Genomic DNA, 17,877 nt, shown 5'->3' with positions numbered 1-17,877 from the left:
CCGTGAGGGGGCCACCGGCGCAACGGGGGCCACCGGGGTCACCGGCGCAACGGGGTCACCGGCGCAACGGGGTCACCGGCGACGGGGTCACCGGCGCGACGGCAAGCTCCAGCTCTGTGGCTCCCGCTCGGCCCTCTCACCCCTCTCATCCCTCTCAACCCCGGCGCCAAAGCCCGAAAGTGTGCAGAAGCGGCAGGTCTAAAACGCTTCAACCTGCGAGATCTGCACAGTTTCCGTGACGGGGTGACAGCGCAGTGCGCGCGCAGGAGCGCATCGCCGGCGTGTCGCGCCGGTTAGGCCCAGGTGCGCGAGTCGGACCGGAGGGAGGGATCAGAGGCGTTCGGCGAGGCCGCTGGCGCGGCCGGCGCGGCGCAGCACGGCCCGCTCGATCGCCTCGGCGGTGCCGAAGATCTGCACCCGGGCGGTGGCCCGGGTGACCGCGGTATAGAACAGCTCCCGGGTGAGCAGCGGGGAGTCGGCTGGCGGGACGACGAACGACACGCATTCGAACTGGCTGCCCTGGGCCCGGTGCACCGTCATCGCGTGCACGGTCTGCACCCCGTCCAGCCGGACCGGGGCGACCAGCAGCGGGTCCCGGCCGCGGGCGAACGCCACCTTGGGACCGGACGCGGTGGCGACCACGACGCCGATGTCGCCGTTGTAGAGGCCGAGGTCGTAGTCGTTCGCCACCACCAGGACCGGACGGCCGACGTACCACTCGCCGTCGGCGGCGCTCGCCGCCGGCGCGGACTCCGGCGCGAGCCAGCGCTCGGCCTCGTCGCTCCATCGGGCCACCCCGTACGGCCCGCGCCGGTGCGCGCACAGCAGCCGGTGCCGGTCGACGGCCGCCAGCGCACCCTCGACGTCGCCGGCGATTGCCGCCGCGAGTCGCTGCCGACCGGCCGCCCGGACCTCGGCGGCCAGCCGATCCAGCGTCAGCCCGGGACCGCCGGGGTCCACCTCACCGAACTCCAGCTCGGGGCGTCCCGAGCGCAGCACCGACAAGACGACGTCCGGTTCCGCCGACCGGATGGCGTGCGCCAGCTCGTCGATGGCGCCGCCGAAGCGCCAGGTGTGCTGCAGGGTGACGACCCGGCGCACCACCCGCTCAGGATCCGGCCACGCGGTCTCCAGCGCGATCAGCTCCGACTCCAGTGCCGGTTCCGGGTCGCCGCTCGCCTCGGTGATGTCGGCCAGCACCGCACCTGCCTCCACCGGGGACAGCTGCCGCGGGTCGCCGACCAGGACCAGCCGCGTACCGGGCCGGACGGCCTCCAGCAGCCGGGCCATCAGGGTGAGCGACACCATCGACATCTCGTCGACGACGATTACGTCGTACGGCAGGTGGTTGCTGGCATCGTGCCGGAACCGGCCCCGGGTCCCGGGCCGCCAGCCCAGCAGCCGATGCAGGGTCTGGGCGGTTAGTTCGCCGAGCAGGTCCCGGTCGGCCGGGTCGAGCCGGGCCCGGGCCTGGTGCACGGCCTCGGTCAGCCGCGCGGCGGCCTTGCCGGTCGGCGCCGCCAGGGCGATCCGCGGTCGCGGGCCGGGCTGGTCGCAGAGCAGTGTGAGCAGCGCCGCGACCGTCGTCGTCTTCCCGGTGCCGGGGCCACCGGCGATGACGCTGACGGTGCTGAGGGCGGCGACGGCCGCCGCGAGCCGCTGCCGGTCGATCTCGCCCGGCGGCAGATCGTGATCGTCGAACAGCCTGCTCAGTGCCGCCCGGGCCCGGTCGCGGTCGATCGCCGGTGCGGGCCGCGCCCAGCGCTCCTGCAGCTGCCGGCGGACGGCCTCTTCCTGCAGCCAGTAGCGCTCCAGATACAGCCGGCCGCCGGTCAGCCGGAGCGGACGCTCACCGGCCGGGTCGGCACCGATCGTCACCATCGACGAGCGTTCGCAGGCCGCGGCCCACTCCGCCGGATCCGGCCAGGGCAGCGCGGAGGTGTCGATCGACTCGTCGGCCTCGTCCAGCGTCGCCTGCCGGGCCTCGGTCAGCCGCAAGCAGACCGACCCCTGGCGCAGCGCTCGGACGGTGAGCGCGCAGGCGAGCCCGACCGTCTCGTCCGGCTCGGCACAGATCGACGCGATCCGTTGAGCGGCGTGGACGTCGGCCAGGCCGAGGACGCCCGCCTCGTTGAACAGCCGGAGCAGCCCGGACGCACGCCGGGCGTACGTCGCCCGCTGCTCCTCCGGCGGCCCGCTGCCGGCCGCGGCGGTCGCGGCCGCCAGAACGTCGGGGGCCGTCACGGTCGTCCACCCATCGGGCCGCCGTCCAGGAGCTCCGACAGCGCCGGGACGAGGCCGGCCGGCGGGCGCCAGCCGAACACCCCGCACGGCACGCCGCCGACGCGCGGGGTGTCCGGTCCGGCCATGCCCCGGACGAACAGATAGGCGATCCCGCCCAGGTGCCGGTCCGGGTCGTAGCCGGGCTGGCGCCAGCGCAGCAGCCGGTGCAGCGCGACCGAGTAGAGCAGCGCCTGCAGCGGGTAGTGCGCGGCCATCATCGCCTCGGACAGCCGCTCAGGCGCGTAGGCCGCCAGAGTGAGCTCGGGCCCGTCGAGTGCTCCGAGCCAGTTCGTCTTGTAGTCCACCACCAGATAGCGGGTTGCCTCGGCGTCAGACCCGACCCGAAGGACGGCGTCGATGCTGCCGGTCAGGAATCCGCGCAGGGTCTGCTCCGACAGCGCCGGGTCCGCCAACCGGACCGCGTAGCCGGCCAGCGGGTCGGCCGGATCGAGGCGCTCGGCCAGCAGGTCGGCGACATCTCGCAGCCGTACGTCCGCGCGCGGCCGGTCACCGCCGGCGAGGGGAAGCTCGAAGTCGAGCTCGGCCAGCCGGTCCCGGGCACCGATGCCGGCCAGGCTCAGCTCGTCGGCGACCGGGCCGAGTGGCGTCCGCAGCACCGGTCCGAGCGCCTCGGCCAGCTGCCCGGGTCCGAGTGCGAGGGAGCTCCGGGACAGCGCGTCGGCCGCCGCTGTCGTCAACGCGTCGAGAAGGTCTCCGGCCGCCGGATCGACCGCCTCGAGCACCGCGTGCACCAGAGTGCCGAACTCGGTGCCCATCGGCAGGCCGGCCATCGGGGACGCTCGGCCGAGCTCGGCCTCCGTCGCCCGGTCGGCCGGCTCCGCTGTCGGCGGGAGTGCAGGCGTCGGTGCCGTCGGCAGGGGCTCGTCGTCCTCGACCCTCACCTCGGGCTCGCTGCCGACGCCGGCGACGACCGGGTCCAGACCGTGGGCGGCCGCGGTCAGGGCGGAGTAGGACGTCCGGCGCCACTCGTCGTCCAGCGTCCGGTCGAAGCTGCGCACCGCCAGTGCGGGCGGGCCACCACCCGGCTGCTGCCACCGCGCCGGCGGACGCGGCTCTACCGGCTCGATCGCCACCTGTGGCCCGAGTGTGCTCAGCCCGCGCGGATCCCCGGCGAGCGGATAGCTCGGCCTGAGCTCGGCGCCGGCACCGGCGAGGGTGGATTGACGGTCGCGGTAGAGGAAGCGCTGCAGGGCGGACCCTGGGGTGTTCCTGGACGGCGCCCACCAGGCGACCACCTGGCACTGCGCGCGGGTGAGAGCGACGTACAGCAACCGGAGGTCCTCGCCGGCATCCTCGCGGCGGGACTTCTCCAGGCGGTCCCGCCGGCCGGGCCCGGCGAGCCCGCCGACATCCAGCAGGCAGTCGTCGGGGGAGCCGTCCGCGCGTTCGTGCAGCCGCAGCGACTGGCCCTCGTCGTCGGGAACATGGGTGTCCCACGGCTCGGGCAGGAAGACGATCGGGAACTCCAGGCCCTTGCTGGCGTGCACGGTGAGCACCTGGACGCAGCGCGCCTCGGTGTCCAGCCGCCGCGAGCCGTCGAGACTGCGGCTTTCGGCCTCGTCGATCCGCTCGCGCAGCCACTCGACCAGCGCGCTGATGCCGAGCTGCCGGCCCTGCATCGCCGCGTGCAGGCTCTGGCCGATGTGGCGCAGGTCGGTCAGTGCTCGCTCGCCGCCGAACTGACCGAGCAGCCGTTCGGTCAACCCCGTGTCGCCGGTGATCGCCTCGAGCAGCGCCGCGACGCCGCGGCGGGCGAGCAGCCGGCTCCACGACCGGATCCGCCAGGTCAGCTGGTTCAGCCGGTCGTCGTCGGCACGCGCCAGGTCGGCGAAGGTCCAGCCGACGAAACAGGTCAGTGCGGCGGTCCGGACACCGGACTGCCGCGGCTGCTCCAGCGTCTGCAGCAGGGTCAGCCACTCGCGCGCCATCGGGGACGCGAAAACCGACGTCGCGCTCAGCAGCACGGCCGGCACGCCGGCCCGGATCAGCGCGTCACGGATCGCCTCGCCGCGGCTGTTCTTGCGAACCAGCACGGCGATATCGGACGGATCGACCGGCCGGGTGCGGTCCGGCTCGTCCGCCCCGTCCGGCGCGGTGACGTTCTGCAGATCGGGCGCGGGTAGCAGATCGGGCGCGGGTGGTAGGCCGGGCGCGGACGGGTCGCCCGGCGGCAGCCGGAGCCGTGCCCCCGAAGTGAGCAGCGCGATCACCTCCGCCACCAGGTCGTCCTCGATCCGCTGCCGCAGCGGCCCGACCCGGGGGGTCTCGCCGGGCTCGCCGTCGGGAACCACCACCCGCAGCCGGAGCGGCGCCGCGGCCGGCCCGCTGCCACTGAGCCGGCTGCCCGGGTGGGCGCTGGAGACCGGCCGGACCGCGATCCGCGGATCACCCAGACTCGCACCGCCGGTCAGCTGCTGCAGCGCTTCGACCAGGCCGGCGTCGCTGCGCCAGTTCGTGTCCAGCGTCGCCACCGTGTCGGCCTCGTCGACCGCGGCCAGATAGCTGAACACGTCCGCACCGCGGAACGCGTAGATCGCCTGTTTCGGGTCGCCGATCAGGATCATCGTGGTGCGCTCCGCCGGCTCGGCGACGGCCGGGCGGAACGCCCGGCGGAGGATGTCCCACTGGACCGGGTCGGTGTCTTGGAACTCGTCCACCAGCACCACCCGGAAGCGATCGCGCAGCCGGCGGCACGCCGCCGTACCGAACTCCGGATCGGCCAGCGCGTCGCGGAGCCGGGTCAGCATGTCGTCATAACTGAACAGCCTGCGTTCGCGCTTGCGCCGTTCCACCTCGGCCCGGACCGCGGATGCAAACGCGCTCTGCTCGTACGCGGCGAGCTCGCGCCAGTTCTCCTCCGGTACGTCGGCGGGCGCGGCCGGCACCAGCCGGGCGTGCCCCGCCTCGACCGCCTGCTCGGCCAGCCGGCGCGCGGCGTCGTACGGCATCGGCGGTGCGGACTCGGCATAGCGGGACAGGTAGACGTCGCCGGCCACCTCGTGGACGAGGTCGGTGAGGTGGTCGACGATGCGGCGCTCGGGCTCGCGGTCGCCGAGCACGCCCAGCCCGTCCAGCATCTGCAGGCAGAACTCATGGGTCGTGGCGATGGTGGCGGCGTCGAAGTCGGCCAGCGCCTGCCGGATCCGCCGGTGCCGGCGGGTGAGCTCCGCCGGAGGCGCGTCGACCAGCAGTGCCTCCACCCGATCTCCAGCCCGGTCCTCGGCCCGATGCGCGGTCCCGGCCGTGTCCCCGTCCAGCGCAGCCCGCAGCGCGCGTTCGGTCGAGACCAGGCGCTCCCGCACCCGGGCCCGCAGCTCGGAGGTGGCCATCCGGCCGAAGGTGACCAGCAGCAGCTCGCCGAGGCTCGCGCGGCCCTCGGCGACGTACCGGGCGGTGAGGGCGGCTATCGTGTACGTCTTGCCGGTCCCGGCGCTGGCCTCCAGCACCGTCGTCCCGGTCGGCAGCGGTCCGCACACGTCGAAGGGCACCGGCGGGGCGGCGAGGGTCACGGCGCTCACCGGGACAGCTCCTCGTGATCCAGCAGCGGCTGCCAGACCCGGCGGGCCAGGCTGCCGAAGCGGCTCGGCTCACCCAACGCCCCGCGTACGTCGTCGGGACCGGATCGGGGTGCCAGCAACTCCTCCACCGACTCGGGAAAGAAGCGGGCGTAGTCGTCATCGCGCTCACCCGGGCGCGGCGGCCGGCCCCGGCCGCCCCGGGTTCCGCACCACTCGCGCTCGATCGCGCCCAGCATCGCCGCCACCGACTTGCCGTCGCCGCGGATCCGGGCATATTCCGCCGCCGTCTTCGGCGCGAACGGCAGCGGCTCGTTGCGTCCGGTCCGGAACAACTCGACCAGGTCGGCGAGCACGGCACGGGCATACCGCTCGCCGACCGGTCCGATCACCGAGCGCCCTCCGCGGCCGACGGTGACCGCCTGCCAGCCGGTCCCGGGATCGGTGGCGGTGAGCGCCAGCAGCTGGATCCAGGCCTGCAACCGGTGCTTCGCGGCGAGCCGCGAATACAGCGCGGTGACGATCCGCTCGCCGCGGACGCCGGCCACGGAGCCGGTCAGCGTCCGGTCGTCCAGCTCGACCAGGACGTCCCTGGTCTCGCGGTCGGCGCCGAGGTAGGGCGCCACGGCGGCGGCCAGTTCGGTCACGTCTGCCGACAGCCCGCGGACGGTGGCCGCGCCGAGCCGGCGCGGCGGCAACTCTCCCCGCCGCCACTCCGCGCCCTCCAGCTGCGGGATCGGGACACCGTCGAGGTGTCGTTGCAGCATCCGGTCCCCGATCGCCCAGCGCTGCAGGCCGTCCGGTTCGATCGGCAGCTGCTCGGCGGGCTCCGGATCGTCCTCGCCGAGATACAGCCTGGCCCTGAGCCGGAGCAGCGCCCGGGCCGGATGCTGGAAGAACCGGGTGAGCTCGTCCAGCGCGATCTCGTCTGGCGGCGGGAGCCGCTCCAGCGTGGCGGTCGCGAAGATGTCCGGCGGATCCGCGCGGCTCCCGGACGCCGCCTGCGCCCCGCGGAGCGCGGAGCGGTCGAAGCTCTGCGGGGCGCCGCTCGGCGTGGCATCGACCGGGGCGAAGTTGGCCGGCGTGAAGTCGGCCGGGGCCAAGTTGGCCGGCGTGAAGTTGGCCGGGTCGAACGCCTGCAGCGTGTGCCGGGTGGTGATCGCCGCGCGGACGGTACGGCCACCGGGGACGGTCGCCGTCTCGTCCAGCGCATCGAGCAGCTCGCCGACCGGGACCGCGACCGGCTTGCCGGCACCGGTCCGGGCGTCGATCCCGGAGTAGACGATCACCAGGTGCTCCTCGGCGGCCATCACCGCATCGAGCAGGAGCTGCCGGTCCTCGCTGCGGGGGTCTCGATCGCCGATCCACGGGTCGGCCGCGAGGATGTCGTCACCGTCGGCGACCCGGTGCCGCGGGAAGGTCGCCTCGTCGACGCCGAGCAAGCAGACCACTCGGTGCGGCACCGAGCGCATCGGCAGCATCGTGCACATGGTGAGGGTGCCGGTGCGGAAGTTCGCCCGGGTCGCCCGGCCCTTGAACGCGTCGGCCAGCAGGCTGCGTACGTCCGCCAGGGACAGCCCGGCACCTGGATCAGGCTCGGTGTCGGCGCGCCCCGCTTCGTCGCCGACCTGGCCGGCCAGCCGGGTCAGCTCGCCGTAGGCGTGGGCGTTCTGCCACATGTCCCGCGGCGCCACGGAGGTGAGCGAGTCGAGGGCCTCGCGGCAGGTCTCCATCCACCAGCCGAGCGGGCGGCGCAGGGTCGAACCGCCGGCTGGAACCCCGAGCACCCGATCGGCGAAGATCCGCACCCGCGCGAGCAGTTCGGCCACCCGCCCGACCAGATCGACGTCGGAGGAGTCGACCTCGTCCAGTGGAAGCGCGGTGCCGATGAAGTACTCGCCTTCGCGATCCATCGCCACCCCGAGCAGCATCCGATCCAGGCCGGCCGCCCAGGTGTTCTGGCCGAGATGCCCCAATCCGAACCGCCCCCGGTGGGCGGCGTCGAGCCCCCAGCGGACGCCGGCCGAGTGGATGAGCTGCGCCATCCGCTCGAGGTCGTCGGGGCTGAACCCGAATCGGCGCGCCACCGGCGGGCTGGCGGCCAGGTCGAGCAGCGACGACGCCGGCAGCCGGGAGTCGGCCAGGTCGAGCATCTGGTCCAGCACCGACAGCAGCGGATTGACCCGGCGCAGGGCTCGGTCGGCCAGCCTCACCCGGAGCCGGTGGCCGGGATGGTCGGGCGGACGGGACGGCGCGCCCGGCGCGGTCTCGGCGCCCGTGTCCAGGCCGAACGTGGCCGCGATCAGCGGGGCGAACGTCTCGATGTCGGGGCAGAGCACGACGATGTCGCGCGGCTCCAGGGTGGGATCGTCCGCGAGCAGGCCGAGCAACACCTCGCGGAGCACCTCGACCTGCCGATCCGGTCCGTGCGAGACGTGCAGCTGGACGGAGCTGTCACCGGACGCGAGGACGGGCCGTTCGGCCGGTGGCAGGGCCGCCCGGTCGGCGGTGATGTCGCGCTGCAGCCAGGTCAGCAGGCTGCCGGACTCCGCGCCCGGATCGGTCGGCACCGGTCGGTCCCTCGTCGGCAGGTCCACGACAGAATCGGCGTCGACCGTCGCCAGCTGGAGCTGCAGCTCGCGGACGTCGCGGCCGAGATAGGCCAGCAGCCGGTGCCGCGGCAGGGTCGTGGTCGGATCATCACGTCGCGGACCAGCGACGCTCGCCCGCTCCGGAACGGAGTTGCCAAGGCGCTCCGCCAGCCGCGTCCACAGCACGGGGGAGGGATGGTTGAGCCACAGGTGCACGTCCCGGTGTCGGGACAGGGCCTCCAGGACTCGGAGCTGGTCGGGCTCGATCCGGGTCGGGCCGAACACAGAAAGCCGCTCGGGCAGGTCGGTCGCCTCCGGCCGCTCGACGAGCCGGCGGCAGGCGTCGGGCAGTCGTTCGGCCGGGCTGGGCTCGGCGACCTCGGACCGGACCCGCCGCCACAGCTCGGCCTGCCAGGCCAGCGTCGGGTCCAGCGGCTGGCCGTTCGGGTCGACGTCTCGGCCGGCGGCCCAGTCCCGGATCATGCCCGGCCGCTGAACCGCGTACCGATCGAAGAGGTCGGCGAGGTGCGCGGCGGTCGACCAGCGCCGGCCCGGCCGGTACGTCCGCCCGGACGCGGCGCTCGGCTCGGAGGTGGGTACGTCGTCCGAGATCACGGTGCCCGGGGACAGGGAGGCCGAGCCGTCGACGAAGGTCCAGAGCAATCGCGCCCACCGCTCACCCCGGGCCGCCTCGATCCGATCCAGCACCGCCCACGTCAGCCGGTCGGCGCGCCACGGGTCCTCCCGCCGGTCCACGCCGGTGACCGCGGCGAGCGCGTTGCCGATCAGTCGTTGCGGGGACGGGAAGTCGACCAGTGCGCACACGCCGTCCGACCGGCCGGCCGCCGCGCCGAGCGTGCTCGACAGGGTCTGGGCGAGCCAGCGCTCGACCCCGCGGGTCGGCACCGCCACGATCTCGGCCGCGAACGGGTCCCTCGGCGGGTCGCTCAGCAGGCCGGCGAGGCCGGCCGCGAGCAGGTCCGCGCGTTCGCTGCGGTGCAGGTAAAGCGACATGGTGCCGCATACCTTAGGCGGAGCCTCCGACAGAACTCACGCGCGTACGACGCCGTGCGCCCCGCGCGCCCAACCGCTGCTCCGGTGCGCTCCAGGGAATCCGAACAGCTTCAGCAAGGTGCCGGGGTAACGCACCGCCGGGACCGGAACTCGGATCCCTTACGTCGATTCGGATCCTCTGTGGGGGATCCGGCGCGTTACAAGGGATCCGGCGCGCAATGGGGGATCCGAGGATCTGTGGCGAACTGTCGGGGTGCGACGCACCCCAAACGGGAACTCGGATCCCTTGCGTCGATTCGGATCCTTTGCAGCGGATCCGAATCGCTACAGGGGATCCGAGAATGCGGGGCGGCGGGTTGCCGAACGGGGAGGAGAGGATTCGGGCCGAGACGGGGCGATCGCGCCCCGCGGCGGGCGTGCGCGAGTCAGGCAGCGAGCTCGTCCAGCCGGCGGCTCACCTGGACGACCGAGGGATTGGTCAGGGCGCTGCCGTCGGAGAAGACCAGGGTGGGCACGGTCTGGTTGCCGTCGTTGACCCGCTCGACGATCTCGGCGGCCCGCGGCTCGTGCTCGATGTTGACCTCCCGGAAACCGATCCCGGCGCGCTTCAGCTGGCTCTTCAGTCGGACGCAATACCCACACCAGCTCGTGGTGTACATGGTCAGCTCGGCAGCGCGATCGGAGAAGGTCACGGCCGCTTCAGCACGCCACCGGCGAAGGCTATTCCGCGGTGTGACCGGCATTACCCGTACGGATTCCGGCGAGCAGCTCACCCGTTCCCCGGCGGCGCCGTTGCCCGAACGTCACGCGCTGGGCTGGACCATCGCGGGTCGGATCAGGGCAGCGTCTCGCCGGTCAGCCGCGCCAGCTCGGCCAGCAGCCGATCCTGGAATTCGGGATCGCTCGCGGTCCGCGGTGCCGGATGTCGCTCCTGGTGAAACCAGTAGCCGCCGCTGGTCAGCGCCTCGGCGTCCTCGCTCGTGGCCAGCCACTCCTGAGTGAGGTGACCGAGCCGCAGATCGTCGGTGGCATGCGGACCACCCATCCTGGTCGGCACCCAGCCGGGATTGACGGCGTTGCTGAAAACCTCTGGCCAGCGACGTGCCATGGCGAAGGCGAGTGCGGTGACGAACAGCTTGCTGTCCGCGTACGCGCCGCGCCCGGCGTCGCCGATCCAGTCCCGGCGCCCCAGCTCGGCGCGGGCGCCGTCCTGGACGCCGCTGGTGAGATAGACCAGTCGAGCCGGAGGGTCGATCAACGCGGTCAGCAGATACGGCGCGACCACGTTCACCGCCATCACCTCCGGACCCCGATAGACGCCGGCGTTGTGGATCACGGCGTCGTACGGGCCGAGCTCGCCGGCCTGGCGGGCAACGGATCTGATCTGCTCCGCGTCGGCCAGGTCGCCGACGACCACCTCGGCTCCCCGGTCGAGAAGGTCCTGCACGGCGTCGAGCCTGCCGGCGTGCCGGACGTGCACGGTGACTCGATGGCGCTGGTTCAGCAGGGCCTCGGCGGTGAGCCGGCCGAGCCCGTCGGCCGAGCCGGTGACGAGAATGTGGGCCACCGGACCAGTATCGGGTCGGCCCGCCGGTCGCCGGGACGGACACTGTTTCGTCGCCGTCACATGGTCGTCACCGGGCGGTGCCACGCTCAGGTCATGGCCGAGCTGGCGGACCTGCGCATCACGCGGCTCGGCGAGCCGCGGTACGACTCGCCGCTGGCCGCCTTCGTGGCCGGTCGGCGGACCAACGAGCACTACGTCTCCGAGGACGACCGGGTGCTCTATCACGACACCGTGTCCGACCTGGACGGCCGCGCGCCCGACCCGCACAGCTGGCCGAGTTTCGAGCCGGGCGGACCGCGCCGCCGGCTGTTCTTCGCGCCGACCAGGACCAAGGTCGGCATCGTCACCTGCGGTGGCTTGTGCCCCGGCCTGAACGATGTCATCCGGGCGATCGTGATGGAGCTGGCGCTGCACTACGGGATCGGGGAGGCGACCGGGTTCCGCAACGGCTATCTCGGGCTGACCCCGGCCGGGCCGGATCCGGTCCGGCTCACCCCGGAGGTCGTGCACCACATCAACCAGCACGGCGGCACCATGCTCGGGACGTCCCGGGGATCGCAGGACGCCGAGGTGATGGTCGACCGCCTGGTCGAGCTCGGCATCGACATCTTGTTCGTCATCGGCGGCGACGGGTCCATGCGCGGCGCGTCGAAGGTCGTCGCCGAGGTCGCCCGGCGCGGTCTGGAGATCGCGGTGATCGGCGTGCCCAAGACGATCGACAACGACATCCCGTTCATCGGTCAGAGCTTCGGCTTCGTCACCGCGTTCAGCCGGGCCGCACAGTCGATCAGCGTCGCCATGGTCGAGGCGCAGGCGGCGGTCGGCGGGGTCGGCCTGGTCAAGCTGATGGGCCGGCACTCGGGCTTCATCGCCTGCTATGCCGCGCTGGCCAACCACGAGGCAGACTTCGTCCTGATTCCGGAGGTACCGTTCGCGCTGGACGGTCCGAACGGGCTGCTCAACTGCCTGCACCAGCGGGTGAAGGAGCGGGGGAGCGCCGTCGTCGTGGTGGCCGAGGGGGCCGGGCAGGACCTGCTCGAGCTGAGCGGCGCGACCGACGAGTCCGGCAACGCCCGGTTCGCCGACATCGGCGTGCACCTGCGCGACTCGATCACCCGCTACTTCGCCGAGCAGGGCAGCGCGCTCACGCTGAAGTACGTCGAGCCCAGCTACGCGATCCGCTCGGTCCGGCCCGATCCGCACGACGCCGTCTACTGCCTCCGGCTGGCCCAGTCGGCGGTCCACGCCGGCATGGCCGGCCGGACCGACATGGTGGTGGGCCGCCGGCACAACCGGTTCATCCACGTACCCATCTCGCTGGTCATCTCGGAGCGCTACTCGGTGGCCCCGGACGGTGACCTCTGGATGGCGGTGCTGGAGCAGACCGCGCAACCCGTCGACATGACGCTCTGATTGCTCGGGTCCACTTCGACTCGGCGGGAGCGCAGCGTCGGTGGCCGCTGGATGATGTGCCCTGAGCTTGTCGAAGGGCGCCTCGTCGGCCGATCCGACCGATGACGGATCTGGACACTGAGGCCCGAATTGCGCGGGGTTCTCGGCGTGTCGCCGTTATATCCGGACAGTCGGGCGAGTCCGGCTGATCGACCGGCCCCGCGGCTACGTGGAACTGTCTCCCGTGCCGCGTACGGTGTGGGACGTGTTCCGATCGCCCGATGAGATCCTCGCCGCGCTTGATCCCGAGCAGCGGGAGGTCGCGTCGACGCTGCGCGGTCCGGTGGCGGTGATCGCGGGTGCCGGGACCGGCAAGACGCGGGCGATCACGCACCGGATCGCGTACGGGGTGGCGACCGGGGTCTACCGGCCGACGTCGGTGCTCGCGGTCACCTTCACCACCCGCGCGGCCGGCGAGCTGCGCGGCCGGCTGCAACGGCTCGGGGTGACCGGCGTGCAGGCCCGGACGTTCCATTCCGCGGCGCTGCGCCAGGCCCAGTACTTCTGGCCGCGTGCCTACGGCTCGGAGCTGCCGCGGGTGCTGGAGAACAAGATGTCACTGGTGGCGGACTCGGCCAACCGGCTGAGGGTGCAGGTTGACACACCGCGGTTGCGCGATCTGGTGTCGGAGATCAGCTGGGCGAAAGTGAGCAACGTCGCGCCGGAGGACTATGCCCGGCTGGCCGGGCAGCACCACCGCAGCGTCAGCTCGATGGATCCGGAGACCGTCGGCCGGGTGTTCGAGTCGTACGAGGCGACCAAGCGGTCCCGGGAGCGGATCGACTTCGAGGACATCCTGCTCTGCGCGGCCGCCCTGATCGCGGAGCATCCGCAGGTGGCCGAGCAGGTCCGGGCGACGTACCGGCACTTCGTGGTCGACGAATACCAGGACGTCTCACCCCTGCAACAGGCCCTGCTCGACCTGTGGCGCGGGGACCGATCCGACGTCTGCGTGGTCGGCGACCCGGCCCAGACCATCCACTCCTTCGCCGGCGCCCAGGCGAGTTATCTGACCGGCTTCGCCCGCCGGCACCGCGACGCGACCGTGATCCGGCTGGTCCGCGACTACCGCTCGACGCCGCAGGTGGTCGGGGTCGCCAACCAGGTGATGGACGCCGGCGTGCGCAGCGGTACGGCGGTCCGGCTGCAGGCGCAACAGCCCGCGGGACCGGCGGTCGAGTTCGCCTCCGCGCCCGACGAGCAGGCCGAGGCCGGCCAGATCGCCGACTGGCTGTCCCGGCTCGCCCAACCCACCGCCGATCGACCCGGGATCGAATATCGCGAGATGGCCGTGCTGTTCCGGATCAACGCGAACTCGCCGGCGCTGGAGCAGGCGCTGGCCGACCGGGGCATCCCTTATCTCGTCCGCGGCGGCGAACGCTTCTACGAGCGGCCCGAGGTCCGGCAGGCCTTGCTGACCCTGCGGAACGAGGCGCGGGCGCTCGACGCCGACGGGGGCGGCGACGTGCTGGAGCAGGTCAAGGCCGTGCTCGGAACACTCGGCTGGACCGAGCAGCCACCCAACAGCGCCGGTGCGGTGCGGGAGCGCTGGGAGTCCCTGGCCGCGCTGGTCAGCGTGGCCGAGGACCTGGTGGCCGAGGCCCGGGCGACGGCCGGGACCCTCCTCGAGGCCGGTTCGACCGGTTCGCCCGCGATCGATCTGGCAGCTGTCTCGGCGGAGCTGGACCGGCGGGCGGACGCGCAGCACGTGCCGGCCGCCCAAGGGGTGACACTCGGCACGATCCATGCGGCCAAGGGGCTGGAGTGGGACGCGGTCGCGCTGTACGGGATGCAGGAGGGCTCGTTGCCGTTCGTGCTGGCCACCACGCCGGAGGAGCTGGCCGAGGAGCGGCGGCTGCTCTATGTCGGCATCACCCGCGCGCGCAGCCGGCTGCGCCTCTCCTGGTCGCTGACCCGCAACGGCGGCGGGTCCACCCGGCGTCCGTCGCGCTTCCTCGACGCGGTGCTGCCGCCCTCGATGAGTGCCGGCGGGGAGGGCGGCGGGCGCCAGCGGCGCTCCTCGCTGGCCGCACACTGCCGATCCTGCGGCAAGCCGCTCACCGGCGGCGCCGAGCGAAAGCTGGGCCGGCATGCCGACTGCCCGTCGACGTACGACGAACGCACGCTGGCCCTGCTGAAGGAGTGGCGCAAGCAGGAGGCGAGCGAACAGAGCCTGCCGGCGTACTGCATCTTCACCGACGCCACCCTGGTGGCCCTGGCCGAGAGCGAGCCGTCCACCAATACCGAGCTGTCCCGGGTGCCGGGGATCGGCGCGGTCAAGATCGAGAAGTACGGCGAGGCCGTGCTGGCGATTCTCGCCGCCGCTCAGCGGAGGGTCGCGGAGCACGCCAACGCCTGAGGGTCCGTGAGCTCGACCCGATGCGCCGTGTCGCAGGCGTGCTACCGTCCTTGCTGATCGTGATCCGTCGGCAGGAGGTGAGACCCATGAACGCATCAGCAGTGGGTGCTCCGCTGCCGCCCACGATCGCGCGACTCGGGTAGTCGCCACCGGGAGCGCCCGCCGGACACACTCGCGAGAGGCGACTCCCATGAACACCACCACACCTTCCCCGAACACGCAGGCCTCGAATCCGCAGGCCCCGAATCAGCAAACATCGAATCCGAAGGCACCGACCCCAGAGCTCGCGGGGCCGCAGCCCGGCTCGACGACACCGGCCGGCCGGCGCGCGCTGGTCCTCGGCGGAGGCGGAGCGGCCGGCAACGCGTGGTCGATCGGCGTCGTCGCCGGCCTGCTCGATGCCGGGGTCGACGTCACCCGGGCCGATCTGATCATCGCGACGTCGGCCGGATCGACCGCCGCCGCGCAGATCAGCGCCGCCGACCCGGACCGGTTGCTCGCCGACATCGTGTCGCCCGCACCACCCCCGGCGCGGGCTGGGCGGCCCGGCTCGGGCGGAGCGCGCGGCGGCGGGCCGGTGGTCGACCACCTGCGCCGAACCGACGAGATCTTCGCCGCGGCCACCGACCTGCCCGATCTGCGACGGAAGTTGGGTGCCTCGGCGCTCGCGCTGGACGCGGCGTCGGACGGCGCCTGGACGGCACGCTGGCGGGAGATCGTGGCGGCCCGGCTGCCCAGCCCGCACTGGCCGGAGCGGCCGCTGCAGATCGTGGCCGTCGACGCCCGGACCGGCGAGCCGGTCGTCTTCGACCGGGACAGCGGTGTGGATCTGGTGGACGCGGTCGCGGCCAGCTGCTCCAGCGGTCTGCCGTACGCCATCGGCGATCGCCGCTACATCGACGGCGGCTACCGCCGGTCCAGTGAGAACGCCGACCTGGCCGCCGGATACGGGCGGGTGCTCGTGCTGTCCCCGCTCGGCGGCCGGACCCGAGCGCCGCTGGACTGGGGGTTACGACTCGCCGTCCAGGTCGAGGAGTTGCGCGCCGGCGGCAGCAGCGTCGAGACGGTCCTGCCCGACGACGATGCCCTCGACGCGTTCGGACCCGATCTGACGGATCCGTCGATCCGGCCGCCGGCAGCGCGAGCCGGCCACCGGCAGGGCGCGGCGCGGGCCCGCGAGCTGGCGGAGTTCTGGCTGTGACGGCTCACCGGCGCCTCCGGGGCGGCGCGCTTCGAGATTCGAGCGGGAAACCCGGCTGTTCGGCGTCCGCGCCCGGACCCGGCAGAAAAAGAAGGCATCGAGGGCAGAAAAAGGGTTTGCGGCACTGATGGATACTCCCTAGGCTGATCACCGGTCCCGATTGGAGTAGGCGTACGCCTACGCCCAGGACGGGCCGCCCGGACGCGGATCACTCCGTACCCGCACGACGAGACCCCGAGAGGAGGGGAACGAGATGGTCACCAACACGTCCACCACGGATCGCGCGCAGCGCGTGACGACGATCGACGCCGCGAGCGCGACAACCGACCGTTATCGCCCCGCCCTGTCGTTCTCGCCCCGACTCGCTGCCCGTCCCATCGACGCCTGGACGCGTGCCACAGCGCCCGTTTCCGCCGCCTTCACGGGTGAGGTCTGCCCGGTCGCAGTCGGCGCGCGGATGGCGAAGTCGCCGATGAGCTGGCAGCACCGCACCACGACCACCCACAACTCCATCGTCTTCGGCGGCTTCGGTTTCGGCCAGCTCACCGACGACATCGACACCCGATTGGGAGCACCACCTCCACGTAGACCTTCGGTCTAGCCGACCGAAGCCCTGCAGAGGCCGTGAATCCCAGTCAACCGGGACTCACGGCCTTCGTGTTTCCCGGCCACCGCAACCAGAGGAATCCAATGCCTGGATCTCCACCACTGTTGGCCGAACCACTATCTGCAGGAGGAGGCGACGTGACCGTCGCAACGTTCGCAACGCAGCACCCGGTCGGGGTGCTGGACCGACTACCGTGCCGGCTGGTCGACCCGGAGCTGTTCTTCGCCGAGTCGCCGGCCGACGTCGAGGCTGCCAAGGCGCTGTGCCTGGACTGCCCGCTGCGGGCCGAGTGCCTGGCCGGAGCCCTGGAGCGGCGCGAGCCGTGGGGCGTGTGGGGCGGGCAGCTGTTCGTCCACGGCGCGGTCGTGGCCCGCAAGCGGCCGCGTGGTCGCCCGCGCAAGCACCCGCTGCCCGACGAGGTGGCGGCATGAGTACGTGCATCGAGGGCTTTGCCCCGCAGGCCCAGCCTGCCGGTGAGGACCGAGGTCACGGGGACGCGATGGCGAGCCGGCCAGGGCCGGGAGTTCGTGCGTTGAAGCTGGCGCACGGGTTCCGGCTCTGGTTGGCGCGGGCGCTGTCGTGACCGGCATCGACGGCTGCCGGCTCGCCGGTCGTTGCTCGGACCGCCTCCACACCGTGCGCCACGCGTACGTCGCTGCCGTGCCGTTCTCTCCGTCGTCGACGCCCGCCCGCCCGCGGACGGCGACGACGGTGACGACGGCACGGTGCCGACGTACCCGCCTCCCTGCCCGGTTGTCGATCGGAGCGTGGCCGATCGGGACGGGTCGTGTCGCTGATCGACCTCGGAACGCGGGAAACGTCATCGGCAAACGGTTTCCGCGGCGCCCGGGGTCGATCTGCGACACCCGCCGCGTCCGACGCGGGGCGCCGCGCGCCCCGGATCAGGCGGGGACGAGGTCGCGCACCCGCGCCAGGTAGTCCGACAGCGGCGCCAGCTCCGGCTGGGACGACGGGTCCCCGACCGCGTCGGCGCCGACCGCATTGGCGACCCGCAGCGCAGTGTCCGGATTCAGCCCGGAGCTGAGCTCGAGCACGAGGGCGGCGCAGAACGCGTCTCCGGCGCCGATCGTGTTCACCACGGCTACGTCGTGTCCGGGCGCAGACGCGATCTGCCGGCCGTGCTCGAACAGGGCCGAGCCGTCACCGCCGTAGGTGACGGCGACCAGCCGCCCCGGCGCCGCGTGGCGTGGGGCGGGTCGCGCCCCGGACCCGCCCACACCCCGACTTCGCTCGGCCAACCGCGACT

The 17,877-nt window shown here is 72.9% G+C and carries 12 protein-coding genes; 6 read left to right on the top strand and 6 right to left on the bottom strand.

Annotated features, from left to right (window positions below):
* Nucleotides 1-330: 330 nt before the first annotated feature.
* The 5 genes from recD to ABD747_RS12160 all read right to left on the bottom strand — a co-directional run bounded on the left by recD (nt 331) and on the right by ABD747_RS12160 (nt 10,991).
* Complete coding sequence (gene recD / locus ABD747_RS12180) at nt 331-2,244, bottom strand: exodeoxyribonuclease V subunit alpha (protein WP_344804810.1); 1,914 nt, start codon at nt 2,242-2,244, stop codon at nt 331-333.
* Entirely contained in the window at nt 2,241-5,822 is a 3,582-nt protein-coding gene (locus ABD747_RS12175) for a UvrD-helicase domain-containing protein (RefSeq protein ID WP_344804808.1), read from the bottom strand. Before ABD747_RS12175 ends, recD begins: the two co-directional genes overlap by 4 nt.
* On the bottom strand, nt 5,819-9,424 hold the full coding sequence (gene recC, locus ABD747_RS12170; RefSeq protein ID WP_344804806.1) for an exodeoxyribonuclease V subunit gamma: 3,606 nt from the start codon (nt 9,422-9,424) through the stop codon (nt 5,819-5,821). The genes ABD747_RS12175 and recC overlap by 4 nt, the downstream gene beginning before the upstream one ends.
* Before the next feature lie 425 nt (nt 9,425-9,849).
* The gene (locus tag ABD747_RS12165; RefSeq protein ID WP_344804973.1) at nt 9,850-10,083 is read right to left on the bottom strand and encodes a mycoredoxin; all 234 of its coding nucleotides are present in this window, start codon (nt 10,081-10,083) and stop codon (nt 9,850-9,852) included.
* Nucleotides 10,084-10,259: 176 nt separating this feature from the next.
* Nucleotides 10,260-10,991 carry an SDR family NAD(P)-dependent oxidoreductase gene (locus tag ABD747_RS12160; RefSeq protein ID WP_344804804.1) on the bottom strand — a complete coding sequence of 244 codons (732 nt, stop codon included), beginning with the start codon at nt 10,989-10,991 and terminating at the stop codon, nt 10,260-10,262.
* Between the two features lie 93 nt (nt 10,992-11,084).
* Here ABD747_RS12160 and ABD747_RS12155 point away from each other — a divergent pair, with 93 nt between their 5' ends.
* The 6 genes from ABD747_RS12155 to ABD747_RS12130 all read left to right on the top strand — a co-directional run bounded on the left by ABD747_RS12155 (nt 11,085) and on the right by ABD747_RS12130 (nt 17,193).
* On the top strand, nt 11,085-12,404 hold the full coding sequence (locus tag ABD747_RS12155; RefSeq protein ID WP_344804802.1) for an ATP-dependent 6-phosphofructokinase: 1,320 nt from the start codon (nt 11,085-11,087) through the stop codon (nt 12,402-12,404).
* A 244-nt stretch (nt 12,405-12,648) separates the two neighbouring features.
* Nucleotides 12,649-14,802, top strand: coding sequence for an ATP-dependent DNA helicase UvrD2 (locus tag ABD747_RS12150; RefSeq protein WP_344804800.1), 2,154 nt, complete (start codon nt 12,649-12,651; stop codon nt 14,800-14,802).
* Between the two features lie 190 nt (nt 14,803-14,992).
* On the top strand, nt 14,993-16,003 hold the full coding sequence (locus ABD747_RS12145; protein WP_344804798.1) for a patatin-like phospholipase family protein: 1,011 nt from the start codon (nt 14,993-14,995) through the stop codon (nt 16,001-16,003).
* A gap of 253 nt (nt 16,004-16,256) precedes the next feature.
* Nucleotides 16,257-16,604 (top strand): hypothetical protein, encoded by a 348-nt coding sequence (locus ABD747_RS12140; protein ID WP_344804796.1) that lies wholly within the window; start codon nt 16,257-16,259, stop codon nt 16,602-16,604.
* A gap of 143 nt (nt 16,605-16,747) precedes the next feature.
* Nucleotides 16,748-17,041 carry a WhiB family transcriptional regulator gene (locus ABD747_RS12135; protein ID WP_344804794.1) on the top strand — a complete coding sequence of 98 codons (294 nt, stop codon included), beginning with the start codon at nt 16,748-16,750 and terminating at the stop codon, nt 17,039-17,041.
* Complete coding sequence (locus tag ABD747_RS12130; RefSeq protein WP_344804792.1) at nt 17,038-17,193, top strand: hypothetical protein; 156 nt, start codon at nt 17,038-17,040, stop codon at nt 17,191-17,193. The genes ABD747_RS12135 and ABD747_RS12130 overlap by 4 nt, the downstream gene beginning before the upstream one ends.
* Nucleotides 17,194-17,512: 319 nt before the next feature.
* On the opposite strand, the gene ABD747_RS12125 is transcribed toward ABD747_RS12130, so the two are convergent.
* Nucleotides 17,513-17,877, bottom strand: a 365-nt coding sequence (locus ABD747_RS12125) for a carbohydrate kinase family protein (protein ID WP_344804790.1), incomplete at its 5' end; no start/stop codon positions are given.

The sequence above is a fragment of the Microlunatus ginsengisoli genome (assembly GCF_039537205.1).
GTDB lineage: Bacteria > Actinomycetota > Actinomycetes > Propionibacteriales > Propionibacteriaceae > Microlunatus > Microlunatus ginsengisoli.
The sequence above is the reverse complement of the archived record's forward strand: the minus strand, read 5'-3'. Positions and strand labels throughout refer to the sequence as shown.

Coding starts and splice junctions, on each gene's coding strand:
- recC (WP_344804806.1), bottom strand. CDS start 9,424: ATGTCGCTTTACCTGCACCGCAGCGAACGCGCGGACCTGCTCGCGGCC.
- ABD747_RS12165 (WP_344804973.1), bottom strand. CDS start 10,083: ATGTACACCACGAGCTGGTGTGGGTATTGCGTCCGACTGAAGAGCCAG.
- ABD747_RS12155 (WP_344804802.1), top strand. CDS start 11,085: ATGGCCGAGCTGGCGGACCTGCGCATCACGCGGCTCGGCGAGCCGCGG.
- ABD747_RS12145 (WP_344804798.1), top strand. CDS start 14,993: ATGAACACCACCACACCTTCCCCGAACACGCAGGCCTCGAATCCGCAG.
- ABD747_RS12140 (WP_344804796.1), top strand. CDS start 16,257: ATGGTCACCAACACGTCCACCACGGATCGCGCGCAGCGCGTGACGACG.
- ABD747_RS12130 (WP_344804792.1), top strand. CDS start 17,038: ATGAGTACGTGCATCGAGGGCTTTGCCCCGCAGGCCCAGCCTGCCGGT.